A 26,613-nucleotide genomic window follows, 5' to 3' on the forward strand; every position below is an offset into this window, starting at 1 on the left:
GCAGTTTCTGCCGCAGAGGTTGCAGTCAAAACAGTTATCATAAGCCAAGACCGCCGAGGCCAAGGAAAGAATCTACAAGGTCCTGCGAGTCCGTGCCATAGGAATTCGGAGATACGTCAAAATCAAAGCGGCTGCCAATCCTTATCTCCCGGAGTACGCTGGTTACTTCTGGCGTCGTCGGAACAAGAAGGGAAGCAAACTGCTGCCGGCCATGTCCGCCCGGGAATATCGGGCCATGGTTTCGGCTTAGGAGGTAACATAGCCGGGCCGCCCCCCACCAGGGCTGCCTTTTGAGATGCTTGAGCCGTGTGAGGCGAAAGTCTCACGCACGGTTTTAAGGGGGGAAAGGGGCTGAGAAGCCCCCGACCTACCCGATCGGATGCCTCGCACACGCATCATCGAGCTGTGCGCTTTGCACAAGGCTTGGGCTATAATGGAAGCAGGTGCACGGGGATTCAACAAACAGATGGAAGGAAGACTCAATGCCAGAGGCACTCATCACGATTCCCGTTGATGTTGAGACTGCAAGCGCGTATCGCACGGCATCACCGGATGACCAAAAGAAAATCCAACTCCTGCTTCGATTGCGGCTGCGCGAATTGGCTGAACTGCCGAAGAATTCACTTGTTGAAATCATGGACGACATTGGCGCCAAGGCCGAGGAACGCGGCTTGACTCCCGAGATCTTGGAAGCCCTCCTCCATGACGAGTAACGCTCGCTTTGTCCCGGATACCGGTGTGCTGGTTAGTGCCGTCGTTTTACCGCGATCAATTCCGCGGCAAGCGGTCGATCCAGCCTTTGCCCAAGGGATTGTTCTCGTGTCGACTGATACGATCGACGAACTGGATGAAGTGCTTCGTCGCCCCAAATTTAATCGCTACCTACGCGAAGAAGAAAGGCTCTTGTTCCTCGCAGCTTTCATTCGAGATGCTAAGGTGATAGACATCACCGAGAAACTGACAGAATGCCGTGATCCCAAGGACAACAAATTTCTCGAACTGGCAATAAGTGGCAATGCCGCCTGCATCGTGAGCGGTGACAGCGATCTATTGGTTCTCAACCCATTCCGTGGGGTGGCGATTCTGACGCCTCAAGAATTCATAAGCAGGTTCAAGTAGAATCGCCCAACGAATGCTTGAACCGGACCCGAAACCACGTGGGAGACATTCTGTGGTGCTATTCGCAAGCTCTCGGACCGCGTGGTTGCGTGCCGCTTAAGCTGTTGCTTAGCCCAGTGCTCAAAGGTCGGAAAGGAGAGTTTGTTACACATGCACACACGCGAAGGGATAATAGATGAGATTAAGCAGGTTGGGAAGGTACGCCTCCCGGCAAGTCCAGAAGTTCTCTGAAACAGGCCTCCCTGGCTTTTGCATAGGCGGCAATCTCCACCCGGTCATCAGCCCCGGTAACGACGGCGCACAAGGCCATGGCCACGATGTCTACCAGCTTATGCGTTGCGTTCAACAGTATCCGTGGATCGGGCAACTCGGAGAAATGATCGATGATCGTTGTGCAAACGTTCTCTGCCATGGCAAGTCCTCCTGGGGATAATATGGTTCACCAAGGTAGCTTTGCACACTTTCTCCCGGATGTCCGGCCCTATTACGGGCGATTGCCCTGCTCTCGATGCCGGCAAAGTTTACTTTTAACCCACGATTTGATAAGAGACGCAACAATATTGACTCATGAATCGAGGTATTATCATGGATAGTTCGTTACCTCTCATTGAAACTTTTCGCAACCAATTGGGCTTGATCGACAAACAGGTTGAACAACTCCGCACCTCCTATTTTGTCGAAGGATTGCCGCTGATCGAGGCGTTCGAGCGCATTGAATTCACTGACGAAGGCAAAATACTCAGTGTACTTTCCGAATATTTAGACCTGCCTTTGCTGGACCGCGAGGATTATCCCGATAAGCCGGTACTTTTGGAAGACGTTTCCATGTCCTTTCTGAGGAAACATTCGATCCTGCCCATACAGATTGAGAGCGGGCGAGTCAGGGTGGTGATTAACAATCCGATGAATTTCTCCCTGCTCGAGATTTTAGGCAATTACTTCAGCGGCATGGAAATTAGTTTGTGCTTGGGGCAGCGGGAAGAGATTCGCACCTCTATCGATCGACTCTATGGCGCTGCCGTTAGAGAAGCTGAAGCACTTTCGCGAAACGGCGAAGGTTTGGTGGTCAACGCGGACCCGTTTGAAGAAGATCTGGAGCACCTGCGAGGTCTGGCACAGGAGGCCCCGATCGTCCGACTGGTGAATGTTTTGATTTCGCGCGCCTTGGACATGCGCGCATCGGATATTCATTTTGAGCCGTTCGAGAGGAGTTTTCAAGTACGGTGCCGAGTCGATGGCGTGCTGTTTGATCTCGATCAGCCTCCCAAAACAATGCAACCGGCCATCATCAGCCGCCTGAAGCTCATGGCGAATCTCAATATCGCCGAGCGCCGGTTGCCGCAGGACGGCAAGATCAAACTGAGGTTCGGCAACCGGGAAGTTGACATTCGAGTCTCCAGTGTTCCCACCATATACGGCGAGAGTATTGTTCTCCGGCTGCTGGCGCAGGACAATGTCGAATACAAGCTGGACACTCTGGGCATGGACGATCAGCAGCTCGTTCTCCTTAAAGAGATGATTGAGCGCCCGTTCGGCATGATCCTCGTCACAGGTCCAACAGGCTCGGGTAAAACCACCACGCTGTACGGAGTACTGAAGAGATTGAACTCCGTGGAGCGAAAGATTTTAACCGTAGAAGATCCCGTAGAATACCAGATCAACGGCATTAATCAGATCCAGGTCAAGCCGCAGATCGATCTGACCTTTGCAAACGCTTTGCGCTCCCTCGTCCGGCAAGACCCCGACGTGCTGCTGATCGGCGAGATTCGCGACCACGAAACGGCCAACATTGCCATTGAATCTGCTCTCACCGGGCACCTGGTGCTGTCCACCCTGCATACCAACGATGCACCGGGCGCCATTTCCAGGCTCAGAGATTTGGGGATAGAGTCGTTTCTTATGGCGGACTCTCTTTTGGGGATCATGGCACAGCGCCTCGTGAGGGTGCTCTGCCCTCATTGCAAGGAATCTTATCCTGCCAGGGATGTGGACATAGTCCGTCTGAAAGAAGTCATCGAGGATCTCCCCCCATCACCCACGCTGTATCACAATAAAGGTTGCGACAAGTGCGGTTATACCGGCTTTCGGGGGCGCCAGGGGATCTTTGAACTTCTGCCCATAACCGAGCTGATACGATCCGCCATAGTCGCCGGTAAGAGTGCCGGGCATATTTCCCAGCTGGCGTTTCAGCAGAGCTATCGGCCTCTTCTGTATCATGGTTACAGGAAAGCCCTCGATGGAGTCACCACACTCTCAGAGGTACTGCGGGTCACCAGTCTTTCCTAGAAGCCTGTCCGCGCCCCCCTCTCCGTCGAGGGAGAGGGAACGCCCGTCATTCCCGGTCGGACTGCTGGATGGCCGACAGCATATGGTGAAAGGCATTACCGGGAAGATCATGTTCCGCCCGGCCCGGTTTGGCACTCTTTGCTTCCGATGTCGACTTGCAGAAGTCATGCAGCGACCAAGACAGGGTTAGCATCATGGGTTATTTTCAGTATCAGGCACGCGATGTCCAGGGAGAGACACACCGCGGAGTTCTCGAAGCTTTATCGGAAATGGAGGCGGCGCGAAAGCTCAAATCGAGCCGTCTTTATCCCATCAAAATCAAGCCGGTCAAGAGGCGCACGCGCAGACGGATCCCCGAAGAGCATGTTATTCGATTTTTCGGCGAGCTGTCGGACCTTCTCCATGCCGGCCTGCCGGTTGACCGCGCCCTCGCTCTGGTCAGCACCAATCAAACGCACAAAGCCTTCCAGAGAGTAGTCCAGGATCTCCTGGAAGAAGTGCAGGGGGGTAGCGATCTATCGACCGCTCTGGGCAAGTATCGGGATGTTTTCGGCAATGTCTCTGACCACATGATTAGAGCCGGAGAAGCCAGCGGCACGCTGGCACCCATTTTAAAGAGACTGGCCCTGTATCTGGAACAACGCCGCGCTTTCAGGCAAAGTCTTATTTCGTCAATGATTTACCCGTTGATTTTGATAGGCATCAGCCTGATATCCATGGTGATCCTCCTGATCTACGTCATACCGAGATTCGCTCAAATCTTTGAGGATCTGAATCAAGAGGTTCCGCTGCTTACCCAGATACTCCTGCAAGCCGGGGTTTTCCTCAAAGAATACGGGTGGGTTATCCCCCTGTTGATGGCCCTGGGAATTTGGGGAGGGAAATATCTATACGGCAAGAACACCGTTCGTCAAAAAGTCGATCAGATCCTTTTTCGTATCCCTCTGACACGCTACCTGATTCTACACAGCGAGCTCACTCGTTTTTGCCGGACCCTGGGCACCATGGTACAAGCTGGGGTGCCTTTACTCCGATCCATCAGCCTGGGAGAACAGCTGCTGATGAACTCCGTGCTCAAGAATTCCATTTCAACGCTGCACCAGGAAATAAAAGCAGGGCATTCCATGAGCAATTTTTTTCGTACTCGCAGCCCCTTCCCACCCCGGATCGGCACCATGCTGCGCATTGCTGAAGAGCAAGGCAATCTTGGGGAAGGTCTCATTTCCTTGGGCGACTATTTTGAAGGCGAGCTGCAAAGGACTTTGCAGAGAATCATGACCCTGATGGAACCGGCTGTCATAATCTTCACCGGTCTGATCATCGGAGCCATGGTCATGAGTATGTTCAGCGCCATCTTTGGGATCAATGAAATCCAATTTTAAGGTGGTTTCCAACGGAGGCTGCCAGGCCGGCGAACTGATGAGCCACATGAGCCATGTCAACAATCAGCGGTCACGCCTTTTGCCCGGACCCGAAGACCTGGGTGTGGACCGTGGATTCACTCTGGTGGAACTGATCCTTGTGATGTTTATCCTAACGCTCACAATAGGGCTGGTCATCCCGCGCATCGGGGCCGGCTGGAAGCGCATGGAAGATCGGGAGTTTCTGCAGGAATTCGTACAAACCATCAGGCGTGCCCGTCTGCAATCAATGAACCGTGGAGAAGTCACGGCCTTCCGCATAAGGGGTTTCGAACGTTTATATGATCTAAAGGCTCCGCCAGGGAAGCCGATACCGGAAAATGTCGACATTTATGCAGACAACCTGGAAGAAGACCCCGAAACGCGTGACCGACTGATTTTGTTTTATCCCGACGGCAGCCTGGTGGGCAGTGACCTGGAAATTGTCTTCGATAAGAAGCGGTCTTTCCGCATCTCCATCAATCCTCTCTTCGGAATCATTGAGTTGTCTCAGGGGGACTCGAATTAGGAACGCGATCGTGCTGTGTGAAATCGTCCGACAGGAAGTTCGGTGTTTCGGCTGGAACGGCCGGGGGGAGCGGTAATGCATAATTACGGGAACAAGTGCCACAAGGCCTGCAGGACTACGGCGCATAGGTTTTCCCGCAGGAAGGCGACGGCCGGTTTCACCCTGCTTGAAGTGCTGGTCAGTTTGATCCTGGGAACGCTAATCGTGGGGGGCGTGATGGGTGTGATCTCCGTTTCTCTGCAATTCATCCAACGGGTGGAGAAAAAAAGCGCCGTTCAGCCCGTTTTGGAAGCAGCGGCCCAGGAAATCATCCTCTACCCGGAAAAAGCCAAGGAAGGAATTCTCACCCTGGATGAGCTGCCCGGGGAACCCTCAGTGAAGGTAACCACAGCCACTGTTCAGGGACCGGACGGGTATGATATCAGCAATCGCGCGGGAGATCTGCATCGTGTTCAGATCGATTATCAAGGAAACCTGCTTGAATTTAGTCTGATCATTCCGCGGACTGAGTTTTAGGGAACGTTTGAGCTCTTCGGGATTTGAACCATGAGAGGTAAACGGGCTGCACCCAAAGTGCTGGGCCAGTGCCGCGGCTTTACTCTGCTGGAACTGGTGCTGGCAACATTGATTTCCACTTTGGTCATTGGCATCCTTTCGGTCGCCCTGACCTTTTCCCTGAGAATGTGGGAACGGAGGCAGGACCAGAAGCCGAATGAATTTTCCTTGCTTATGGAACTGTTGGTGATGCAGCTGGCCGAATTCGATGCCACTCCCGTCTCCTCGGAGTTTGGCGCCGCCGGTCCTCTGTTTGTGGGGAGTGAGCATTCCCTGGTAGTGGCCACGGATCATTCCGTCAAGGCCTTGTCGGGAGGTGTTCCTGTGGTGGCAAAATACACCTATCTGCCACAAGACAAGACCTTATATTATGCCGAAATACCCCTGGATCCTTACCATCACGAGGAGCTCAGGGAATTCATCGAAATGGCTCCAGATGTGGAGAGTCAACGGCCACGCTTTTACCCCGTCAAAGTGGACAATTTTGCCCTCGAATATTCCGGGGAAGAAGACGAAGGGTATACCAATTCCTGGGATGATCCGGAAAAATTGCCCGGAACCGTCATGGTGCGATGGAGTCTTGAGGAAACGACTGCGAGTCGAATAATCGTACCAGACCTGCTGTTCCCTCAGAGCAAGGATAATTCCCAACGGCGTGAGATCGTGGGGGGATCATGATGCGGGACCAGAGCGGGATTGTAATGGTCGCGGTCCTTTGGATCTGTGCTCTGATCATGTGGCTTGCTCTGCAGATTGGAGCGGAAACGCGCTTGCAATCAGAGGAGAAAGTGCACCAATTGCGCAGGTTGCAAGCGCTCTATCTGGCCATTGGCGGCGCTTACGAAGCTATAGCCAGAATGGGGCAACCCATTTCGCTGGAAACAGAGGGCGACGAGCAACTGACCTGGCAACCCGACGGCACCTTGCACGAAGTAAACTACCAGACCGGAAAGGCCCTGGTAGTCATTCAGAAAGAGACGGACAAAGTCAATGTGAACGAGGCCAACCCTCTGCAGATCAAAGCCGTACTCGAAAAACGGGGGATTGAAGATGAGGACGCGGACACTCTGGCGGACGTGATTGCAGACTTTTTGGACGCTGATGAGACGCCCAGACTGCATGGCGCCGAGAAAGATTGGTATGCAAAAGAAGAGCTGCCCAACGTTCCGTTTGACGGTCCCTTGACCAGCATTGACCAAATGTTGTTGATACCCGGCATAACCCAGCAGCTCTTTTACGGTTTCAATCTGGGGGAGGAGCAGCCTGAAAGCGATATTGTACAGGACGAATTTCAGCTCTTCGCGACCAAAGATTCTTTGTTTCAGATGTTTACGGTACATGGTAAAAACGTCAGCCTGGAAGATGAAGAGATCCTGGAAGAAGCCGACGTGAGGTATGTGACTTGGGAGCCGGATGGAATTTATCGAATCCTTTCCTGTGGCAAGTCATCCACAGGGCCGCCTCCGGTTGTCTTATGGCTGATTATTCGTTATGCTCCGGAGTCTGAAAAGGGCTATGAAGTACTTTATCGAAAAGTCCTTTGATGCCGTTACCCTGGCTTATCGATAATTGTGCAGCGGTTTGCAGCTTGTTTGAGTCAGTGATTTGAGAGGAAGCCATTTGCTAAGACGTCTCATTAGCCAACGCCCCAAGCAGCTATTGGCGGTATACGTCGAGCCCCGACAAGTCGACATTCTCAGGGCACACCGCAAATGGAGATCCTGGCAGGTCGACTCGATCGAACAATTCCCGGTACCTGACAATGAGGGAATCTTTGAATTTCTCCAGCGGCTCAGCCTGAGACCGAGAGGCAGAGGTACAACCGCGCTGTTGTTGTTGTTACCCCGCCTTTACTATGGCTTTCACCGAGAGCATTACCCCGCCGCTTTGGAAAACAATCTGGAAGAGGCTCTGGGGTTCGATTGGCCGGAGAATGTCTTTCAAGAACCGGAACAAACCTTCCATTTTTTTGGGCAGGCGGTTGCCGTCAATGGTCACCTTTCTGTCCCGATCTATTCCTTACGCACCGACATTTACGAGAAGTTCTTTCAGGCCTTGGGAGGAAGCAGCTTCCAGACATTCAGCGTTGTCCCTACGGCCCCTCACTACCAGGTGTTTCTCCCCGACAACAAGGCGCAGAAAACCCGGCAGGACCTGCATATATTCGGCCGTGTGATCGACTCCTCACGTCTCGAGATTCATAAGTTCTACAAAGGGCTTTTGCTGGATTCCACCATCGTTCGAAAAGGCCAGGAACAATTCCGCCTGTTTCGGGAGAATCTGCGCAGTTTGGATGGGACCGAAACATCCAATCAGAGTCCCGTTCAGCTCATCTGCCGTGCGCTTGAAAGTGAACGAAATCGCGTGGCCGCATGGCAAAATGAAGATTTGCCGGTGGAAGTCATCGAGATCGAGGATTCACCGCTGGTGCTCTGGGTGGATCATCTGCTGGAGCAGGAGGCGATCGAGACTTTTAATCCACCGTTGCTCCTCAAACCCTGGCAGGTCCCCAAGGCCGTGTGGATGATCATTACCGTGATCGTGTTGTTTTCGGCTTATGCCTTTTATCAGGTCAAATCCTATGATAGCCTGCTGCAGAACGTACAAACGCTAAAGAAACAAAGGACCCAACTGGAAGCTCAATGGAAGCCGATTGAACAGCTGCAGAACCGAGTCAGCAAATTTGAGCAGGACCAACAAGCTCTGGCAACCTTCAACGATCAAGGCTACCCCATGCTCGGTGTATTGACATTGCTCACCGAATTGACACCGCAGGACACTTGGCTGAATTACCTTTCCTTGCGCGAAGGGGAGCTCATGCTGCGGGGAGAAAGCTCTTCTGCTATCAAGTATCTCACCGAGCTCTCGAAAATTAAAGGTTTCGAGGACGTGCGCTTTGCCTCTCCCGTGACACGCAACCCTTCAAACGATAACGAGCGTTTTAATTTACAGCTCAAACTCAATGTAAAGACCTTGGGTACAACCCTTGAAGCAATCCCCCTGGAGGGGGGCGTGATTGAGCTGCCACAGGAAGCGGGGCAGTCCATCCAACCGCCGTCCTCATCGTTGCGACAACTGGATGGAAAGGGTACTGAAGGGCAGGCAATGATGCCGCCGGATGATAACGAGACGATTATCCGCAGGTCGCCGCCGGCACCTGGCGATGACAATCAAACCCTTGACCCGGATGCTGGGCGGTCATGATGTTGCGGCTACCAAGTTTTACCGACCTGAAGAGGTATCGCATTTCTTTTCTGACCGTACTGGTGACGCTGCTGGCGCTGTTGACCATTTATCTGGTCTGGCTGGCACCCATCAGCGCCGAAATAGAGACTCTTCAGACCCAGGTGGACCAACAGCAGGAGCTCATCGGTAAGTATCAAAGCAAGCTCGAACAAGCCAAGGACATCAAAGAGAACATGCAGAAGCAGGAGAGCAAATTGAAACAGATGCAGGCGCAACTGTTTCAAGGCACCGACCCGTATCAGCTGGCTGCCTCCCTCAGTGAACTGTTATCCACAAAAGATGGGCCAAAACTCGATATCAAGACATACCAGGTTCTGGCCAGCAAGGAGTTCGGGCTCTATCAGGAAGTCCACATCAGGTTTAATTTCATGACCAATATTGAAGGCTTGTACTACTTTCTCGAGCGCATCAAGAACTTTCACACATCTATTTTGGTCAAAGAAATCAACATCCAAAATATCCGGCGCAGGACCGGACCCGATCTGGTGGTCAATGTAATCCTTGCGGCCCTGATGGAAAAAGGCTAGAAGAAGTGCATGATGGCGAGGATTGAATGGCATTCAGCAACTTTTTTTCATACCCTGGACATCGGCTGCAACAGGAAATCCCGGGAATGGATAATGTTCTACCCAAGAGTACAACAGAAACCAAAGAGGCCGACTCATGAATGGATGTAAGTATTTATTTTTACTTCTCTCAATCATATTCTTAGGGAGCTGTGCATCCAGTCAAACCAAACAGCCGCCCCGACCCGGGAGCGAATTTGGAGCTCCTTCCAGCTCCACAGTACCCCAATCCGCTCCAGACCCTGCAAAATATGCAAGGCCCAGCACCGCTCCTCCGGCTTCCCCCAGACCCCCCATGATGAGTAAACCGGCCCAGCTTGACACCGGTTTAATCACTCCACCGGGGGCGCAGGCAGTGCCCAGCAGCATTCCCGGCGGAGCGGAGAAACAGAAGGTCATTTTGAACTACGACAAGGCGGATGTTGCCGAGGTGACCGCTCAAATATTCGGCGACTACCTCAAGCTCAACTATGTGCTGGATCCCGCGTTGCAGGGGAGAATCAGCCTGTACCTGGAAGGCGACTTCAGCAAGCAGGAGTTGCTCCAGTTGGTCACCAAGGCCTACGCGGCCAGTAATATCTCGGTAGTACCGCAAAAAGGCATCTATTACATTCAGTCGGTGCAAAGGAGCACTTCAAGCGGATTGCCATTTGCCGGCTCATTCTATGTGGAAAAGGATCCGTCCGGCATCAGCCCGGTTATTGTCATCTACAGACTCAGATACGTGGACGTCAACCAGGCGGTGAACACTATCAAGCTATTCCTTACCCCGGGGCGGCCCATCGCCACCGACCCCCTCACCAACAGCGTTATTTTTGCCGATGAAACGGATAACGCCAAAACGGTCATCGATATTCTTCGCAGTTTGGACGTCAACATACTCCGTGAAATGGGCATGGAAGTTGTGCCTCTGCAGGCCTTGACTCCGGAAGAGGCGGTCAAGAGCCTCGAATCGTTGATGGGCAAATTGGACATCTTCAAGCAAAGTGGGCTCAAGACGGATATAGCCTTTGTACCGCTGGAAAAGTATGGAGGCGTCCTGCTCATGGCCCAGAATCCTGAAGTGCTGCAAACGGCCAAGCGCTGGCTCACGGCCCTGGACGTGCGCGGTCAGGAGACCGGAGAGCAGGTCTATGTCTACTTTTCCAAGAACGCTTTGGCCAAGGATATCGCCGACATTCTCAACCAGGTTTTCAAGACGGGTGGCAAATCAGACAAGAAAAGCCCTTCCGAACAGATCGTCAGTGCGACCAAAACTGCACAGCAGGAAGGAGAAGCCAAGACCCAGGTGAGCGAAGGGATTTCCATATCCACCACGTTAACCGGAGAAGTGGTCATCATTGCCGATGAAGTCAACAATGCTCTCGTTATAAGAGCTAACGCCGCTGACTACGCCATGATCAGCAACGTGGTCGAGGCTCTTGACATCGTACCGAGAGCGGTCCTCATTGAAGTTCTGCTGGCAGAAATCACCCTGAACAAGAACCTTCAATATGGAGTGGAATGGTTTCTCAAAGACGATCGCGTGCAACAGGGATTGAAATCCGGAGACACAAACTTCACCAACATTGATCTCAGAACGTCGACTTTCAATGGGTACGCATTATTCTGGGACAGTGCCAATGTGAAGCTTCTCATTAACGCCCTGGCCGAGAAGACCGACGTCAATGTTCTTTCTACTCCCACACTGCTCGCCAGCGACAACCAGGAAGCGTCCATCACCGTGGGCGGGCGTCAGCCCATCTCCACGGGAACAAGCGTCACCGAAGGCGGCACCACAGTAACTTCGGTTCAGTATGAAGAGACGGGTATTATTCTCAATGTCACGCCCCATATCAACGAGGGCGGGCAAGTGCGGTTGGAGGTGGATCAGACCATACGCACTCCACTGCCGGCAGGCCAGTTTTCCAATATTGATTCACCAGGCTTTAGTGAGCGCAAAGTCAAGACCACTCTTTTGGCCAAAGATGGTCAAACGGCGGTCATCGGGGGGATTATCGAACACCGCAAAACATTCACCAAGGGAGGCATCCCATTCCTGCAGGATATTCCGCTCATATCGCCCCTGTTTGGCTCCAAGGGGGATCGATACGAGCGCACCGAGCTCATCATCGCCATCACCCCGCATGTCATCATCAACAGAGATGAGGAAGTTCGGCAGACTGGCCAATTTTTACAGAAGCTGGAATCCCTCAAGAGCCGCATTGAAAGAAGGGTGAGCTATTGACGCAATCCCCTGGTTCGCAGCACTACTGGAGCCCGTCGAGAATACCCTTGAAATCATCGGGGAGGGGCGCTTCAAAACACAGGTCGGCATGCGAAACCGGATGACAGAAAGCAAGCCGCCAAGCATGCAGCATCTGCCTGTCGACGCCGACCAGCAGATCCTGGATCTGTTTACGTCTCAATGAACGCGCTCTTTTTTTGCCACCCCCATAGGTTTGATCCCCCACCACAGGATGATTCACATGGGCAAGGTGGACCCTGATCTGATGGGTACGCCCGGTCTCTATGGTCACCAGCAAAAGAGCAACGGCCTCCTCCCACTGCTTTTCTAATTGCCAGCGGGTCACCGCTTCCCTTCCTCTGTTTGGGAGTACAGCTATCTTTTTGCGCTCAGTGGGGTGCCGACCCAGTGGCACCCTGATCTCGCCCTCCCGCTCTGCGAAATTTCCATAGGCGAGAGCCATGTAGAATTTCTTCACCGTGTGCTCTTTGAATTGTCGGATCAAGCTGAGATAAGCTCTCTCGGTTTTGGCGACCACCATGGCACCGGAGGTGTCGCGATCAAGCCGATGAACGATTCCCGGTCTTCTTGGAGCTCCCTGCATGGCTAATTTGGGAGCGTGAGCCAGAATCCCGTGTATCAAGGTGCCCCGTTCATGTCCGGCACCCGGGTGAACAACGATTCCAGGAGCTTTGTTAACGACCAGCAGTTCGTCATCTTCGTACAGAATATCCAGCGGCATTTTTTCTGGAACCAGTGCATCATCCTGTTTTGTGGACGGCAGCCGGACCCGGATGATGTCTCCCGCCTTCAGCTCATAGCTCGGCTTGTTGTGCAGATGGTTGACCAGGACCCGCTGTTCTTGAATCATCTTCTTGAATTGACTGCGGGAAAAACAATCAATTACCCGGCAGAGAAACAAATCCAGACGCACTCCCACGTCTTGTTCACCGGCTACCAGAACATGGTCGGGTGGAAGGGCGGGTCCGATTGCGGGGCGAGTACTGTTGGGTTCTTTTTCACCAGACATTGCGAGCCGTTCGAGGCAGTGGTTCAAGTTTGCGCGGGCAGCGCGCCCGGCGCATCCACAGAAGCAAACCAGGGGCATCCGATGCGAGATGATCGGTACTCGGCATCCGATGCCCGTTCAAAAAACAAGAAATCAGTGCTGGTGCCGACTCAATTCGGCATCCTTAATGGTAGTAAAAATCAGACGTCCTGCGGTAGTCTGCAAAATACTTGTAACCGAGACCTCCACCTCGCGTCCCAGATATCTGCTGGCGTTTTCAACAACAACCATGGTGCCATCCTCCAGGTAAGCAATTCCCTGTCCCTGCTCTTTGCCTTCCTTGAGAATTTGCAGACGCAGCACCTCGCCGGGAAGCACAACCGGTTTGAGGGCATTCGCCAGCTGATTGATGTTGAGCACCCTGATGCCCTGCACTTCGGCAACCTTTGACAAGTTGTAGTCATTGGTCACGATCTTGGCGTTGAGGCGCAGCGCCAACGCAACCAGTTTTGCGTCCACGTCGCTCAAATTTTCAAAATCCTGCCGTTCAATACGTACGTCGGCCAACTCTTCCTGTTGCAGCCGCCGGATCACATCCAACCCACGACGTCCGCGCACCCGCCGTGTACTGTCCGAGCTATCTGCGATGTGCTGGAGCTCCTGCAGGACGAATTCGGGTATCACCAGCGACCCACTCAAAAATCCCGTCTCCACGATGTCGGCGATCCTGCCGTCTATAATCACGCTGGTATCCAGGATCTTTACCTGCCCGCCGCGCACCGTGGCTCTTCCAAACCAGGGCCAGTTGGGAACACGCAATTCCTCAATTTTAATACTCCCTAAAACCATACCCATGTAACCTATAATACAAGATAAGATGACGTAGATTGCGACCCTGATCGTAGGATTTTCCAACCCGGTGAAGGTGAAGCTGATCAGCTTGGCGATGGAAAGGCCGACAACCAGGCCGATTGTGCCTCCTGCGATGACCTTCAGAGGAATATGCTTGATGAGCTTTTCCACGGATAACGCCGCCAGGGCAAACAGCACACCGGCCATCAAACCGGCCCACGGCGCCCACCAGAACCTTGCCAGCGTATCCATTTGGGCTGCTATGAGATAGCCGCCAACGCTGCAGATAACAAACAAAAGAATTCTAAGCACAAGCCAGGCCCATCTCAACGTAATCACCTCCTTTCATCTCGGTCTGAATATCGATCCTAAACTGGATCTTGCTTACGTCACAATTGGAAATTTCCGGTCAGCCGTTCCTCTACAAACGCGGTGCCGGAGCAAGCTGTACCTGGACCTGAAAGCAACCTGAAAAGCTAGAATCAGTAACCCGGAAAAGCATGGAGTAAGGCTGACGCCTATTGCAGCATATCGACAATGTTCTTCTCTACCTGATCCTCGCTGATGGACAACACAATGGAAAGTTCCTTGAGGAGAAGCCCGCGTGCCGTGTCGAGCATTTTGCGCTCGCCGAACGAGAGCTCCTTGTCGTTTTTTAACACCGTCAAATCCCGCAATACTTCAGCCAGTTCATAGATGGAACCGGTCTTGATCTTTTCCATATACTCGCGGTAACGACGGTTCCACGTGCCTCCGTTGACCGCAATTTCTTTTGTTTTGAGAATATCGTAGACCTTGGCGACATCTTTGGACGCTATCAATTCTCTTAGCCCTACCGACTCCGCATTCTGGATGGGGATCATGATTTTCATGTCGTTTTCCAAGATACGCATTATGTAGAAGTCCTGTCGATTGCCTCCAATACTCTTGCTTTCAATGGATTCGATTTTTCCCACCCCATGGGCGGGATAAACAGCCAAGTCGCCGATTTTAAACATCATACCCTCCATGCTTCCATTCCTGCCATGGCTTGCTTAAGCTTTTGGAAAAATTACTTAATTGTACCATCAGCCGCAGTCCATGCAAAGTCCTGTGAAAACCAGGAAAACTGAGAAGATCCCAAGTACGGGCATGCGGTGCATAGGATGGTTGTGCATCAAAGTCCCAACTGATCCAATGAAAACTAAAGTATCCCGATTAGTTAATTTATCAGTTCCGAAAACAATGTGAAAGCAAAGAATGTTTCGCTTACCGGCATTTACAAAAAAAAGCCGGTTCCCTGGAGGGAACCGGCTCAACTCACCTGCGAAAATTGTCAAATATTACATGACAACCAACAAAGGTGCGATAACCAGTGAAATAACCGAAATCAGCTTCATCAGGATGTTCATGCTGGGGCCCGAGGTGTCCTTGAACGGATCGCCTACAGTGTCGCCGACAACCGCAGCCTTGTGATTGGCTGAGCCCTTACCGCCAAAATGACCTTTTTCAATGTACTTTTTGGCGTTGTCCCAGGCGCCTCCGCCGTTAGACATGAACAGCGCCAGCATGGTACCGGCCAAAGTCACACCGAGCAACATGCCGCCCAACGCATGGGATCCGATCAGGAACCCAACGATAACGGGCGCACTTACACCCACCAACCCCGGCAGCATCATTTTGCGGATGGCGCCCTTGGTGGCGATGGCCACGCATTTGGCCGGATCGGGTTTGCCCGTTCCTTCCATCAGGCCGGGAATTTCACGGAACTGTCGACGAATTTCCTCGACCATGTCAAACGCCGCGTCACCCACAGCGGTCATGGTCATGGCCGCCACCAGGAACGGCACGATGGCGCCGATGAAGGCGCCGATGATGACGTATGGGTCGGTGATATTGATGACATCCAGTTTGGCAGCCTGGCTGAAAGCTACGAACAGGGACACCGCGGTCAGCGCCGCAGAACCGATGGCAAAGCCTTTTCCAATGGCTGCCGTGGTGTTGCCCAGAGCATCCAGACTGTCGGTGATTTCCCTGGTTTCCGGGCCAAGCTCGGCCATTTCGGAAATACCGCCTGCATTGTCAGCAATCGGACCATAGGCATCAACGGTCATGGTCGCACCAACGGTAGCCAGCATGCCCACCGCGGCAATACCGATTCCATAAACGCCAGCGGAGATGTAGGCGAAGTAGGTCGCAGCACAAATTCCAAGTACCGGCAGTGCCACGCTTTCCATACCTACCGCCAACCCGGCGATGATGACCGTGGCCGGTCCGGTTTCGGACTGGCCGGCAATCTTCCAAACGGGCTTGGACGAAGTGTAGTATTCCGCCAACAAGCCGATGACGATACCTGCAACCAGCCCGGACACAACCGCATAGAATACGCCGAACGGCAAGGCTACCGCAGTGTTCAAGTAATAGACAAGGGCAACGAAGATACCGGCCGCCACAAAGGTAGTATAGCGCAGTGCCGCTTGAGGCGACATGCTCGCCATGGCTTTCAGGCTGAAAACACCTACGAAAGAGGCAAGCAACCCGGCCATAACCGTCAGCAGCGGCATGGCCATCCAGGCCAGGCGATCCGCACCCATGAGAGCCTCATCGGACATGGTGGCGGCAATGGCGATGGTAGCGATGATAGATCCGACATACGACTCGAAAATATCAGCACCCATACCAGCGATATCACCCACGTTGTCACCCACGTTGTCGGCGATGACACCCGGGTTGCGCGGGTCGTCTTCGGGAATTCCCGCTTCGACCTTACCCACCAAATCCGCTCCAACGTCCGCCGCCTTGGTGTAGATACCACCGCCCATACGAGCAAACAGTGCGATGGAGCTGGCACCCATGGCGAAACCGTTGATGTAGCTGGCGGTCACCGGATCTCCACCGTACAGGTAGAAGAACGTTCCAACGCCCAGCAGTCCAAGGCTCGCTACCGCCAAACCCATGACCGCACCGCCAAAATAGGACACGGTCAAAGCTTTGGCCTGCCCGGACTGATTGGCAGCCCAGGAGGTCCGGCTGTTGGCGCGCGTGGCAGCGCTCATGCCGGTGTAGCCGGCCAGAATCGAACAACCAGCGCCGGCCAGGTAAGCGTAAGCAGTTTGATGATTGATGAAGAAATAGAGCAAGCCAGCCACCACCGCAATGAAGACGACCAGCACCGAGTACTCTGTCTTCAGGAAAGCCATGGCACCCGTGTGAATCATTTCTTCCAGTTCTTTCATGCGATCTGACCCGTTGGGCTGCTTTTTGATCCAACCGTAGATCAGAAAAGCAACGATCAAGCCAGCTAGACCCAGCGCCGGTGCGTATACCGTATAACCTAACATAGATTCCAACCTCCTTTACTTTGTGCAAATTTTAACTTGTAGGCTCAAAAAAAAGCCGTCAAACCTGCGGCTCATGCCGGTTGAACCGGTTCATGGCAGCATCCAAACCAACACACAAAGCCACTTGCACAGCATCGACGCCGCGTCGTACCATTTCCTGGAACAAAGGCGCCTCGTCGGGATAAGGGGCTTGCAAAACATAACTCTCAACTGCCTCCCCCCTGCCAGGCCTTCCTATCCCCAGCTTCATCCGGGAGAAATCCTGCCGGCCCAAGTGTTGGATGATAGACGCCACTCCACGATGCCCACCTGCTCCTCCTCTCGAAACCAACCGCATACGTCCGAGTGGCAAGTCCAAATCATCGTGTATCACCAACATTCGATCAACTGAAATCGCAAAATACTTCAATACTTCCGCCACCACTTCGCCACTTCGATTCATGAAAGTGAGTGGCTCAAAAAGAAAAATCTTCCGCCCTTCGAATACTCCCGTCCCCCAGTTTGCCCTGAACTTGCGCTGCTGCAGGCTGATACCAAGGGTTTCTGCCAGTCGATCTAACACTTGGAATCCGACATTATGCCGAGTCATGGCATATTCCTTACCGGGATTCCCCAGCCCGAATAAAGCCTGGATATTTACCTGTTCCCCCATAAGCTGTCAAACTGACTCAGCTGCCGGTTGCGGGTTTAACAACCCGGTGTCCCTTATTCAGTTGTCACCTCCTCTCCTTCTGCAGTTTCTGCACTCTCTCCTGCCGCTTCTTCACTCTCCTCGGCTTCAACTGGTTCAGCAATTGCCTCCGGAGCATTGACGGTCACCACTGTCAGGTGTGCCTCATCCACCAGCTCGAAAGGCACTTGTTGAATCAAATCAGTCACGTGAACTGTGGACCCTATTTCCAACGAACTCACATCGATCTGAACCTTTTCCGGGATATCGCCGGGCAGACAGCGAACCGCCAAGGTCCTCCTGATCACGTTGAGGAGTCCTCCATCTCGCACGCCGGCGGCTTCACCCAGCACTTCCACCGGAACCTCCACGACGATCGGGTGATCCAGCGGCACTTCATAAAAATCCACATGAAGAAACTGGCGCCGAACTGGATGGACCTGCACCTCACGAATCAACACCTGGCGCATCTGCCGGGATTGCCCATCGGCAACAGTCACCTTTAATAATTTGCTCTCCTCGCCCATCTCCCTCAACAATTTTTCCAAAGCGTTGTCGGCAACCGATATGGGAAGAGGGACCGCTTTGGGGCCATAGATCACCCCTGGAATTTTATCCTGCCGGCGTAAACTCCGCGCCGCTCCTTTACCTGTTCTGGGTCTCACTTCGACCGCAAGTTCCACATTCATTTTCTAGACACCTCCAAAAACGCGATCACCCCGCAATAGACGGGTGTTCCTACCGCTGATTTATCGAAACAGGGCACTCACCGAGTCCTCATTGTGCACGCGTTTGATGACCTCCGCCAGCAGGGGCGCTATGCTCACGATACGCAGCTTGCCGGACTGAGCGATTTCTTTGCTGTGCGGGATGGTATCCGTTACCGTCAAAGACCGAATCGGGGAGCGCTCTATACGCCGCAACGCGTCACCGGACAACACCGCATGCACGCAGTAAGCATTGATGCAGGAAGCCCCTGCCGCCTGAGCCGCCTCAGCGGCTCGCACAAGGGTCTGCCCCGTGTCTACCATATCGTCCAAAATGATAACCGGTCTCCCTTTCACCTCTCCCACGATAGAAGAGGAAGGACAAACCTCCGTCCCTCGATGATCCATAATGGCGAGATCCACGTTGAGTCGGCTGGCAAAGACCCTTGCCCGCTCCACCCCACCGGCATCCGGAGCGACAACCGTATCATCGCCGAACAGATTATCCTTTGCATCCTCCACCAGAACTTCGGTTCCATACAGATGATCTACCGGAACATCAAAATATCCCTGAATCTGAGTGGCGTGCAAGTCGATGGTCACCAGTCGATCCAGCCCTGCAACGGTCAAGAGGTCGGCCACAACCTTGGCGGCGATAGACACCCGCGGCTTATCCTTCTGATCCTGACGGCCGTAGCCATAATAAGGGATCACTACGTTGATCCGCCTGGCCGAAGCCCTTTTGAGCGCATCGACCAACACCAGAAGCTCGATCAGATTTTCGTTGACCGGCGGGCACAGCGACTGAATCACATACACATCCAACCCGCGCACATTCTGGTTGACCTCGACTCGAACTTCGCCGTCGCTGAATCGCCCCACCAGAGCCTGCCCCACTGTCAGGCCAAGGATCGAACACACGCTGTGGGACAGCAGCGGGTTGGAGTTGCCCGTTATGACTATGAGCGCCTTGTTACGCACTGCCAGATCTCAAATTCCATCACCCACTTCTATCGGCAACCGGGCCTGCCCCGATCGATTACATAAAAAAAATGGCTGGGGTGGGAGGATTCGAACCTCCGAATGCGGGTTCCAAAGACCCGTGCCTTACCGCTTGGCGACACCCCAAACACTCGATTACCTGAAAACGCCAGCGGGAGCGGATTGGGTTTTCGTGGTCGCGACCCAGCACCCTTTCCATCGGATTTCCGCCAGTTTTCCTACTCCTTGTGCCCGGCTCTCGTCGGCAAAGACCCCAAATACAGTGGGCCCGCTGCCGCTCATCAAAGTGCCCTCGGCTCCGTGATTTTCAAGCCATTCCTTTATGCTGTTCAACAAAGGATATTCGTGCAGCGTGACGAATTCCAGGTCATTTTCCAGGAAATCTCGAAGCTGCCAGGGACGAGCCAAAAACGTCGAAATTCTAATGCGGCTCACGCCTCTTGTCAACTTCAATCTTTGGTAGACCCAGCCGGTGGATACCGTGATGGGGGGCTTGATGAGTACTATGGGAAACTCTGGAACGCCGTCCAAGAGCTCGATCTTTTCGCCGATTCCCGTTGCCAACGCGGGACTCTGATGCAGGAAAAAGGGCACATCCGCACCCAACATGTGAGCCATCTCAGAGAGCTCTTGGAGACTTAGCCGGTTTTGGAAAAGCCGGTTCATGGCCAACAGGACGGCAGCCGCATCGGCACTTCCCCCGCCCAATCCCGCTCCCACCGGAATGCCCTTGTCCAGCAGAATGCTCACCCCCGAACCACTTTCCGCTCTTGCCAGGTACAACCGTGCGGCTTTGTGTGCCAGGTTGTTATGGTCGGAGGGGATTTCCCTGTGAGAACAGGCCAGCTGAATACCCGCCGAGCGATGATCCAACTGCAGATGGTCATACACTCCGATGGGCAGCATGAGGCTGGACAGCTCGTGATAACCGTCACTGCGCTTCCCGAGTATTTCGAGCCACAAATTGATTTTTGCAGGTATGCTGATTTGAATCGGCAACTCGATCGCCTATTTCTGGCACTTCTGCACATAGCGCATCCGCAGATCATACAACAGAGTCTTGACCAGCCGCTCCTCCTCTGGATCGAGATTGCCTGTGGTCTTTTCCTGCAGCATGCCGATGGTGTCTATGATTTGCTTGGACATGGGCAAATCGATTTCGGATTTTTGTGATGCAGGATCGGGAATTTCGCCCAAATGCACAAGAGCAGAAGAGCTTAGCGACAGGATGAAGGTAGCGAAGGAAACCTCGGGCAAAGGCGTGCTCCTCTTTTGCTCACATTTCTCAGATGCCTGGTCAAATCTCCTTTCAGCCTTCTCCTGCTGCTCGCTCGTGGGTCCTTCCTTTGGGTCCGCAGTCGCCGCCTGCGGCGTTTCGCGATCGACGTCCTGCATCGAGACTTTGCGACGGTCCTTGACTGTGAATCCTTTAGGTCCCTGTTCTTCCATCCCCTTATTCTCCTTGCGCTCAGAGTTCCAGAACTTGCACTACATTTACATTTTCCATGGCCAACAGTTCATCCACTACGTGCTGCGGAACGGGCGTGTCGGTGCGCAGGAAGATAATATTTTGACCTCTTTCCAACACCTGCCCGACATCCATCATGGAGATGTTGATCTGATGCCTGCCAAGACAAGTCCCTATGGCGCCGATAGTTCCAGGGGTATCGATATTGTAAATGAGCACCAGATGCCCCTCCATATTCGCTTCAAGGCGAAAATCATTGATCCGGACGAGGCGCGCGTCCCTTTTGCCGAAAATGGTGCCCGCCACAAGATTTTCTTCTTCGGATGTCTTAACGTACACATTGATGAGGTTGGTGAAGTCTTCCGCTTCACTCCTGGTCGCTTCCGTCACCCGAATATTCCTCTCCTTGACGTGAATCGGAACATTCACAAAATTGACCATATCGCCGAGAATAGGAGAAAGCATTCCCTTAAGAATCGAAATGGTGAGCGGCTGGGTTTCGTGCGACGTGACTTCGCCGATATATTCTATGGAAACCTCTTCAATGGCCCCCCGAGTGATTTGCATGAGCAGACTTCCAAGCTTCTCCGACAACGTCAGATAGGGCCGCAAGCGGGCCAGCACGGCACCGTCGATATTCGGCGCATTGACCGCATTGCGGATGGTGCCGCCCAGCAAATAATCAATGACCTGATCGGCCACCGCCATTGCCACATTCTCCTGCGCTTCGTCGGTAGAGGCGCCCAAGTGAGGCGTAACCACCACCTGCTCCAGGCTCAGCAGAGGGTTGTCCACCGGCGGCTCCTGGGTGAAGACGTCCAGTGCGGCTCCCGCCACAATTCCCGACTGGATGGCATCATACAGGGCTTTTTCATCAAAAATCCCGCCACGAGCGCAGTTGAGGACAAACACTCCCTTCTTCATTTTCTTGAAAGCTTCCGCATTGATTATATTGCGGGTTTCCTGAGTGATGGGAGTGTGCACCGTAATGTAGTCGGACCTGGCAAATACGTCGTCCAGGGAAACTCCTTCAATTCCAAGCTTATCGATCACTTCGGAGCTGATGTAGGGGTCATAGCCGATCACATGCATCCTGAGGGCTTTGGCACGATCCGCCACAATCCGACCAATGCGACCGACCCCGATGATACCCAAAACTTTGTTGAAGACTTCCTTGCCACGAAATCGCTTCTTTTCCCATTTGCCGGCCTTAAGTGAAGCACTGGCCTGCGGAATGTTCCTACTGACCGCCAGGAGCATCGCGATCGTGTGCTCGGCAGTGGTAATGACGTTTCCTTCAGGCGTGTTCATCACCACCACGCCGTGCTTGCTGGCGGCGGCAATATCGACATTGTCCAGACCAATTCCCGCCCTGGCGATGACCTTCAAATTCACCGCGGCTTCGATGATATCGGCCGTCACCTTGGTCCCACTGCGAATGACCAGGGCATCATATTCCTTAATGATTTGAAGCAGCTCTTCGTGAGTCAGGCTGGTGTTTACTTCCACCTCCAACTCAGGGACGTTCTGAAGCCTTTCTATGCCGGATTCAGCGAGGTTATCACTGACTAAAACTCTCATTTCCCCCTCCCAAGATCATACCGCTCTGTCATGTGAAAGGTTGCTCATCCTAGCCACCAACATTCAGTCCAATCAAACAGGTAAGCGAGTTTGTTAGCATCACATGGATCGCATCGTCAAGGTCTAATGCCGGGATTTGCAAATGTCCAAGGCCGGTTGAATCTGAAACCAGACATGGGCTTTTGTTTGACGTTATCGTGGAATTTGTCGCTCACCACCTTGCGGTTCCCTTTTCCCATGTCTTTTAGCTGCTCATCGATTTCGGCAAGCAGTCTTGCGTCTCCTGCCAGTAAAGTCCTCGCTTTGTTGTAGTGAAAAGACGCCGCAGCAAAATCGTTCTTTTGCTGATGATATCGCCCCAAATGGTAATGGGCGCGGCCCACTTGATTCATCTGACCGAGAAGAACACCGAGATGATAGTCGATTTCGGGAAAGCTGGGGGCAAATTTTTCGATCTGTTGAAGATTCTGCAGAGCTTCCTCTCTCTTTCCCAGTTCTTTGAGCACTAGGGCCAGGCGCAACTTGGCACTGGTCGAGGAAGAATCCAGCAGCAGGGCTGATTGCAGCACGCTTTGCGCTTCTGTCAGTTGCCCGGTTTGATAATAGGCGGAACCCAGCGTGCTCAAAACCATGGGGCTGTCCGGATGGCGCCCTGCGGCCTGGCGAAGATACGTGATCGCCTCATCCATCTGCCCTTCTCGAAGGTACAAACGCCCCAATCCATAGGCCGATGCATCCCGGCCACGATTCAATTCCGTTTTAAATTTTTGCTCTGCAATCCGCGGATCAGAATATTCGCTCACCAGTGCAGCGCGCATCAGATTGAACTCCTTATCGCTGGTGGAGTTCTTGACGACAGCGTCCGGATGGTCTTTGCGGTAATTGTCCACCATGACCTGCAAGTACTGGATGCGCTCACTGGTGAGCGGGTGAGTGGACAGGTAGGAAGGAACGCCGCCACTGCTGTTGAAACGATTTTTGCCCAGCGCCTGCATGGCCTTCACCATGTCGCCGGGGTCGTATCCCGCATCCCTGAGGAAACGAAAACCGAGCTCATCGGCTTCCTCCTCATTCTCCCGACTATACTTCAGCTGCATGCTCTGGGAGCCCGCCATCGTTCCCATCATGACAGCGCCGGCCGCATTTCCCGGAAGCCCCAAAAATGCACTGGCCAGGGCCCCCACCAGGGTAGCAACGGTGGCCATTCTACCGTGCTGCATGCGGCGCTCGATGTGCCGCGCCTGGATATGCGCCAATTCGTGACTGATGATGCTTGCCAGCTCCCCCTCACTCTGCAGAATTTCAATCAATCCTCGATACACGAATACGTATCCGCCCGGAACGGCAAAGGCATTCACGGCGGGCGCATCAACAACAAAGAACTGGTAATCATAAAGGGTGGTCCCCAACTGCTTGACAATTCTATTGCCGACCGACTGCACATAGGTCACGATTTCACCATCGTCGATGAGACGCATTTGCTTTTTCACTTGCTCCAAAACTTTACGCCCCAACTCCTTCTCATCACTGAGGTCAAGCGCCGATGCCAAATTAGGGTTGAGAAACAAGTTAACGAAAGCACAGTACAAGAGAATGGTCACCAAGGATAACGGTCTCCTTCGTCTCCTGCATAAGGTCATTGCCTTCATAACTCTCCCTCAGATAGTGTTGATTTCGGAACCGGTCTCCTGCTGGTCCAGGTGCAATCTCTCCGCCTCAGACCAGAGACTTTCCAAATCGTAGAAGAGCCGGACGGGTTCATAAAAAATGTGCACGATCACATCCCCGTAGTCCATCAGCACCCAGTGGCCTTCTCGCGCGCCCTCGATTCCGTCGGGCCGGATGCCCTGTTTGCGCAATGCAGCGGCCAGATTTTCCGCTATTCCCTGCACTTGCCGGCTTGATCTGCCGCTGCACAACACAAAATAATCGGCGAAGGAAGAAAGCTTGGAGACATCCAGGACGACCAAATCCTGTGCTTGGTGTTCGCTGACGTCCGCCACGCACAACAAAGCTTTCTCCAAGGCACTCATTTGCTTGTGTTTCTCATTTTCTTTCATTTGATACACGCACCATCCAAAGTCTCAGCAGCTGGAATGTTACTGCGGTCACCGCCAAGCACGACCGGACTTTCAGCATTCCCTTTCCGGCGCCGCATAAAGAATGTTTTTTGCAATATAACTCATTACATCGTCGGGCACCAAGTAGCGGATGGATCGTCCTTCCCGCACAAGCCGACGTATTTGTGTCGAAGAAATCCCCATGCAAGTGTTTTCAATGAAGTGGATGGGCAAGAATCGAGGGTGAATGAATGCACTGGCCTGATCGTCCCATGCGTAGCCGGCTGAGATTTTTTTCCGGACGAATTCCTGCAGCAGCGCCTCGGGGTAACCAGGCCGCCGCCCAACAACCATTCTCGCCAACTCGAACAATTCCCGATAATGCCACCAGGTATCGACTTCCATGAAACTGTCCAAACCCACCAGAAAATAGAGCTGGGTATCTGCCGGGATGGTTTCAGTCAACTTGGTCAAAGTGACTACGGTATAGGATTTTCCGGATGATTTTTGCTCCAGATCGGAAAGCTCGAACAGGGAATTACCACGGACAGCTGACTGCAGCATTTTCCAACGATGTTCAAAAGGGGTGATGCACTGCCCCCCTTTGTGGGGCGGGTCAGCTGCGGGAATAAAAACAAACCGGCTGAATCCCAAGAGCTCTGAAGCCTCCTCCGCAATTCTCAAGTGCCCCAAATGCACCGGATCGAAGGTGCCGCCCAATATGCCCAACCGTCGAGGCATGTGCCATTACTCCCGACGCGTTATGTACGCAGCTGGCCGGCGCCCAGAGCAATGAACTTGGTCGTGGTCAACTCTTCGATGCCCATGGGGCCGAAGGCATGCAGACGCGATGTGGAAATGCCGATCTCTGCACCCAGGCCAAGCTGGTAGCCATCATTGAAGCGCGTCGACGCATTGACCAGCACCAAGGATGATTGAACTTCCTGCAAAAATCGGTGTGCTGTGGCGAAGTCGTCAGTAACAATGGCTTCAGTATGCTGTGAACCATACTTGGTGATATGCCGAATCGCCTCATCCATGCTCTCCACCACCCGCACAGCCAATATGAGGTCCAGGTATTCAGCGTACCAGTCTTCCTCGCCGGCCGCTGTGCAGTCGGAGAGCAAAGCACGGGTCCGTTGGCAGCCGCGAATCTCCACCCCTGCATCCCGTAGACTCTTGCCCACCTGGGGAACAAAACTTTCCGCAACCTCCCCATGGACCAAAAGAGTCTCCATGGCGTTACATACACCGGGGCGCTGCACCTTGGCATTCAAGCAAATATTTTCGGCCATCGAGAGATCCGCTTTGGCATCCACATAGACATGGCACACCCCTTTGTAATGCTTCAAAACCGGCATGCGGGCGTTTTCAGCCACAAAGCGGATGAGCTCTTCGCCTCCCCGGGGAATCATCACATCAATGCATTCCTCGAGCTTGAGCATCTCCAAAACCGCCTGCCGGTCGGTGGTCTCCACCAGCTGGACGGCGGCTGGGGGAAGCCCAACAGCGGCAAGAGATTTACACAGGATGTCCGCAAGGCACTTATTGGAATGAAATGCCTCCGACCCACCTCGCAACACCACCGCATTGCCCGCCTTGATGCACAGCGCAGCGGCATCGACCGTCACATTGGGTCTGGATTCGTAAATGATTCCAACAACTCCCAACGGGATGCGCATTCTTCCCACCCTGAGCCCATTGGGCCTGATCCACATGCGGTTCACTTCGCCTATCGGATCGGGCAGCATCGCAACCTGACGCAAACCGTCGATCATTTCCTTCACCACTTTTTCGCTCAGCCTCAGGCGGTCGGCCTTGGCCTGGGGCAACCCCTTTTGCAGCGCCTGCCCGAGATCGATCTCGTTGGCCGCGTTGATGGCTTCGTGCTCTCTTGCAAGATTGGCGGCCATTTGCTCGAGGGCTTCCCGTTTGACCGAACTGCCTGCTTTTGCCATGAAATGTGCAGCCTCACGCGCACGCTCCCCCATCTCTCGAATTTTCTCACGCATAGCA

26 protein-coding genes and 1 tRNA gene are annotated in these 26,613 nt (G+C 53.4%); 11 read left to right on the forward strand and 16 right to left on the reverse strand.

From position 1 onward, the window contains the following. The first annotated feature begins 482 nt into the window (after positions 1-482). Together K1V27_RS03245 and K1V27_RS03250 are read left to right on the forward strand one after the other, a co-directional pair. Entirely contained in the window at positions 483-713 is a 231-nt protein-coding gene (locus K1V27_RS03245; protein ID WP_258928091.1) for a hypothetical protein, read from the forward strand. Further along, positions 703-1,119 (forward strand): putative toxin-antitoxin system toxin component, PIN family, encoded by a 417-nt coding sequence (locus K1V27_RS03250; protein ID WP_258928092.1) that lies wholly within the window; start codon positions 703-705, stop codon positions 1,117-1,119. Before K1V27_RS03245 ends, K1V27_RS03250 begins: the two co-directional genes overlap by 11 nt. A gap of 181 nt (positions 1,120-1,300) precedes the next feature. Here K1V27_RS03250 and K1V27_RS03255 read toward each other — a convergent pair whose 3' ends face one another. Next, positions 1,301-1,531 carry a transposase family protein gene (locus K1V27_RS03255; protein ID WP_258928093.1) on the reverse strand — a complete coding sequence of 77 codons (231 nt, stop codon included), beginning with the start codon at positions 1,529-1,531 and terminating at the stop codon, positions 1,301-1,303. Between the two features lie 173 nt (positions 1,532-1,704). Between K1V27_RS03255 and K1V27_RS03260 the strand changes: the two genes are divergently transcribed. From K1V27_RS03260 to gspD, 9 genes are all read left to right on the forward strand, one after another. Further along, the gene (locus tag K1V27_RS03260; RefSeq protein WP_258928094.1) at positions 1,705-3,405 is read left to right on the forward strand and encodes a GspE/PulE family protein; all 1,701 of its coding nucleotides are present in this window, start codon (positions 1,705-1,707) and stop codon (positions 3,403-3,405) included. A gap of 194 nt (positions 3,406-3,599) precedes the next feature. Beyond that, positions 3,600-4,787 (forward strand): type II secretion system F family protein, encoded by a 1,188-nt coding sequence (locus K1V27_RS03265; RefSeq protein ID WP_258928095.1) that lies wholly within the window; start codon positions 3,600-3,602, stop codon positions 4,785-4,787. Further along, positions 4,771-5,334 (forward strand): prepilin-type N-terminal cleavage/methylation domain-containing protein, encoded by a 564-nt coding sequence (locus tag K1V27_RS03270; RefSeq protein ID WP_258928096.1) that lies wholly within the window; start codon positions 4,771-4,773, stop codon positions 5,332-5,334. Before K1V27_RS03265 ends, K1V27_RS03270 begins: the two co-directional genes overlap by 17 nt. Positions 5,335-5,409: 75 nt before the next feature. Continuing rightward, entirely contained in the window at positions 5,410-5,850 is a 441-nt protein-coding gene (locus K1V27_RS03275; protein WP_258928097.1) for a PulJ/GspJ family protein, read from the forward strand. Positions 5,851-5,880: 30 nt separating this feature from the next. Further along, positions 5,881-6,567 (forward strand): PulJ/GspJ family protein, encoded by a 687-nt coding sequence (locus K1V27_RS03280; protein ID WP_258928098.1) that lies wholly within the window; start codon positions 5,881-5,883, stop codon positions 6,565-6,567. Further along, on the forward strand, positions 6,564-7,433 hold the full coding sequence (locus K1V27_RS03285; protein ID WP_258928099.1) for a type II secretion system minor pseudopilin: 870 nt from the start codon (positions 6,564-6,566) through the stop codon (positions 7,431-7,433). Before K1V27_RS03280 ends, K1V27_RS03285 begins: the two co-directional genes overlap by 4 nt. A 76-nt stretch (positions 7,434-7,509) precedes the next feature. After that, positions 7,510-9,093 (forward strand): PilN domain-containing protein, encoded by a 1,584-nt coding sequence (locus tag K1V27_RS03290; RefSeq protein WP_258928100.1) that lies wholly within the window; start codon positions 7,510-7,512, stop codon positions 9,091-9,093. Beyond that, entirely contained in the window at positions 9,090-9,662 is a 573-nt protein-coding gene (locus K1V27_RS03295; RefSeq protein ID WP_258928101.1) for a type II secretion system protein GspM, read from the forward strand. The genes K1V27_RS03290 and K1V27_RS03295 overlap by 4 nt, the downstream gene beginning before the upstream one ends. Before the next feature lie 394 nt (positions 9,663-10,056). After that, positions 10,057-11,928 (forward strand): type II secretion system secretin GspD, encoded by a 1,872-nt coding sequence (gene gspD / locus K1V27_RS03300; protein ID WP_258928102.1) that lies wholly within the window; start codon positions 10,057-10,059, stop codon positions 11,926-11,928. Between the two features lie 22 nt (positions 11,929-11,950). Here the strand turns inward: gspD and K1V27_RS03305 are convergent, their stop codons facing one another. The 15 genes from K1V27_RS03305 to K1V27_RS03375 form a co-directional block, all read right to left on the reverse strand. Beyond that, positions 11,951-12,958: an RluA family pseudouridine synthase gene (locus K1V27_RS03305; RefSeq protein ID WP_258928103.1), complete on the reverse strand. Its 1,008-nt coding sequence runs from the start codon at positions 12,956-12,958 to the stop codon at positions 11,951-11,953. 132 nt (positions 12,959-13,090) lie between these two features. Further along, entirely contained in the window at positions 13,091-14,119 is a 1,029-nt protein-coding gene (locus K1V27_RS03310) for a PIN/TRAM domain-containing protein (protein WP_435051658.1), read from the reverse strand. Positions 14,120-14,307: 188 nt separating this feature from the next. Then, positions 14,308-14,787, reverse strand: a complete 480-nt coding sequence (locus K1V27_RS03315) for a CarD family transcriptional regulator (protein ID WP_353740523.1) — start codon at positions 14,785-14,787, stop codon at positions 14,308-14,310. 324 nt (positions 14,788-15,111) lie between these two features. Then, positions 15,112-17,109: a sodium-translocating pyrophosphatase gene (locus K1V27_RS03320; RefSeq protein ID WP_258928106.1), complete on the reverse strand. Its 1,998-nt coding sequence runs from the start codon at positions 17,107-17,109 to the stop codon at positions 15,112-15,114. 58 nt (positions 17,110-17,167) lie between these two features. Then, on the reverse strand, positions 17,168-17,761 hold the full coding sequence (gene pth / locus K1V27_RS03325) for an aminoacyl-tRNA hydrolase (RefSeq protein WP_258928107.1): 594 nt from the start codon (positions 17,759-17,761) through the stop codon (positions 17,168-17,170). Positions 17,762-17,814: 53 nt separating this feature from the next. Beyond that, positions 17,815-18,468 carry a 50S ribosomal protein L25/general stress protein Ctc gene (locus K1V27_RS03330; protein WP_258928108.1) on the reverse strand — a complete coding sequence of 218 codons (654 nt, stop codon included), beginning with the start codon at positions 18,466-18,468 and terminating at the stop codon, positions 17,815-17,817. A 60-nt stretch (positions 18,469-18,528) separates the two neighbouring features. After that, positions 18,529-19,467: a ribose-phosphate diphosphokinase gene (locus K1V27_RS03335; RefSeq protein ID WP_258928109.1), complete on the reverse strand. Its 939-nt coding sequence runs from the start codon at positions 19,465-19,467 to the stop codon at positions 18,529-18,531. A gap of 72 nt (positions 19,468-19,539) precedes the next feature. Then, a tRNA-Gln gene (locus K1V27_RS03340) sits at positions 19,540-19,614 on the reverse strand. A gap of 9 nt (positions 19,615-19,623) precedes the next feature. After that, entirely contained in the window at positions 19,624-20,487 is an 864-nt protein-coding gene (gene ispE / locus K1V27_RS03345; RefSeq protein ID WP_258928110.1) for a 4-(cytidine 5'-diphospho)-2-C-methyl-D-erythritol kinase, read from the reverse strand. A 9-nt stretch (positions 20,488-20,496) separates the two neighbouring features. Next, positions 20,497-20,937 carry a DUF1844 domain-containing protein gene (locus tag K1V27_RS03350; RefSeq protein WP_258928111.1) on the reverse strand — a complete coding sequence of 147 codons (441 nt, stop codon included), beginning with the start codon at positions 20,935-20,937 and terminating at the stop codon, positions 20,497-20,499. A 19-nt stretch (positions 20,938-20,956) separates the two neighbouring features. Then, the gene (serA, locus tag K1V27_RS03355; RefSeq protein ID WP_258928112.1) at positions 20,957-22,537 is read right to left on the reverse strand and encodes a phosphoglycerate dehydrogenase; all 1,581 of its coding nucleotides are present in this window, start codon (positions 22,535-22,537) and stop codon (positions 20,957-20,959) included. Between the two features lie 116 nt (positions 22,538-22,653). After that, positions 22,654-24,138: a M48 family metallopeptidase gene (locus K1V27_RS03360; protein ID WP_258928113.1), complete on the reverse strand. Its 1,485-nt coding sequence runs from the start codon at positions 24,136-24,138 to the stop codon at positions 22,654-22,656. A gap of 57 nt (positions 24,139-24,195) precedes the next feature. Continuing rightward, the gene (gene rsfS, locus K1V27_RS03365; RefSeq protein ID WP_258928114.1) at positions 24,196-24,570 is read right to left on the reverse strand and encodes a ribosome silencing factor; all 375 of its coding nucleotides are present in this window, start codon (positions 24,568-24,570) and stop codon (positions 24,196-24,198) included. 99 nt (positions 24,571-24,669) lie between these two features. Further along, positions 24,670-25,338 (reverse strand): nicotinate-nucleotide adenylyltransferase, encoded by a 669-nt coding sequence (nadD, locus tag K1V27_RS03370; protein WP_258928115.1) that lies wholly within the window; start codon positions 25,336-25,338, stop codon positions 24,670-24,672. Positions 25,339-25,358: 20 nt separating this feature from the next. Further along, on the reverse strand, positions 25,359-26,609 hold the full coding sequence (locus K1V27_RS03375) for a glutamate-5-semialdehyde dehydrogenase (protein ID WP_258928116.1): 1,251 nt from the start codon (positions 26,607-26,609) through the stop codon (positions 25,359-25,361). Positions 26,610-26,613 lie beyond the last annotated feature (4 nt).

Source organism: Desulfoferrobacter suflitae (assembly GCF_022603395.1).
GTDB classification, from domain to species: domain Bacteria; phylum Desulfobacterota; class Syntrophobacteria; order Syntrophobacterales; family Syntrophobacteraceae; genus Desulfoferrobacter; species Desulfoferrobacter suflitae.

Excerpts from the sequence above, each read along its gene's own strand:
- K1V27_RS03255 (WP_258928093.1), bottom strand. The coding sequence starts at position 1,531 with ATGGCAGAGAACGTTTGCACAACGATCATCGATCATTTCTCCGAGTTG.
- K1V27_RS03270 (WP_258928096.1), top strand. The coding sequence starts at position 4,771 with ATGAAATCCAATTTTAAGGTGGTTTCCAACGGAGGCTGCCAGGCCGGC.
- nadD (WP_258928115.1), bottom strand. The coding sequence starts at position 25,338 with ATGCCTCGACGGTTGGGCATATTGGGCGGCACCTTCGATCCGGTGCAT.
- K1V27_RS03260 (WP_258928094.1), top strand. The coding sequence starts at position 1,705 with ATGGATAGTTCGTTACCTCTCATTGAAACTTTTCGCAACCAATTGGGC.
- K1V27_RS03245 (WP_258928091.1), top strand. The coding sequence starts at position 483 with ATGCCAGAGGCACTCATCACGATTCCCGTTGATGTTGAGACTGCAAGC.
- K1V27_RS03265 (WP_258928095.1), top strand. The coding sequence starts at position 3,600 with ATGGGTTATTTTCAGTATCAGGCACGCGATGTCCAGGGAGAGACACAC.
- K1V27_RS03250 (WP_258928092.1), top strand. The coding sequence starts at position 703 with ATGACGAGTAACGCTCGCTTTGTCCCGGATACCGGTGTGCTGGTTAGT.
- pth (WP_258928107.1), bottom strand. The coding sequence starts at position 17,761 with ATGGGGGAACAGGTAAATATCCAGGCTTTATTCGGGCTGGGGAATCCC.
- rsfS (WP_258928114.1), bottom strand. The coding sequence starts at position 24,570 with ATGAGTGCCTTGGAGAAAGCTTTGTTGTGCGTGGCGGACGTCAGCGAA.
- K1V27_RS03280 (WP_258928098.1), top strand. The coding sequence starts at position 5,881 with ATGAGAGGTAAACGGGCTGCACCCAAAGTGCTGGGCCAGTGCCGCGGC.
- K1V27_RS03320 (WP_258928106.1), bottom strand. The coding sequence starts at position 17,109 with ATGTTAGGTTATACGGTATACGCACCGGCGCTGGGTCTAGCTGGCTTG.
- K1V27_RS03330 (WP_258928108.1), bottom strand. The coding sequence starts at position 18,468 with ATGAATGTGGAACTTGCGGTCGAAGTGAGACCCAGAACAGGTAAAGGA.
- K1V27_RS03375 (WP_258928116.1), bottom strand. The coding sequence starts at position 26,609 with ATGCGTGAGAAAATTCGAGAGATGGGGGAGCGTGCGCGTGAGGCTGCA.
- K1V27_RS03285 (WP_258928099.1), top strand. The coding sequence starts at position 6,564 with ATGATGCGGGACCAGAGCGGGATTGTAATGGTCGCGGTCCTTTGGATC.
- K1V27_RS03305 (WP_258928103.1), bottom strand. The coding sequence starts at position 12,958 with ATGTCTGGTGAAAAAGAACCCAACAGTACTCGCCCCGCAATCGGACCC.
- K1V27_RS03315 (WP_353740523.1), bottom strand. The coding sequence starts at position 14,787 with ATGTTTAAAATCGGCGACTTGGCTGTTTATCCCGCCCATGGGGTGGGA.
- K1V27_RS03350 (WP_258928111.1), bottom strand. The coding sequence starts at position 20,937 with ATGGAAGAACAGGGACCTAAAGGATTCACAGTCAAGGACCGTCGCAAA.
- serA (WP_258928112.1), bottom strand. The coding sequence starts at position 22,537 with ATGAGAGTTTTAGTCAGTGATAACCTCGCTGAATCCGGCATAGAAAGG.
- K1V27_RS03295 (WP_258928101.1), top strand. The coding sequence starts at position 9,090 with ATGATGTTGCGGCTACCAAGTTTTACCGACCTGAAGAGGTATCGCATT.
- K1V27_RS03275 (WP_258928097.1), top strand. The coding sequence starts at position 5,410 with ATGCATAATTACGGGAACAAGTGCCACAAGGCCTGCAGGACTACGGCG.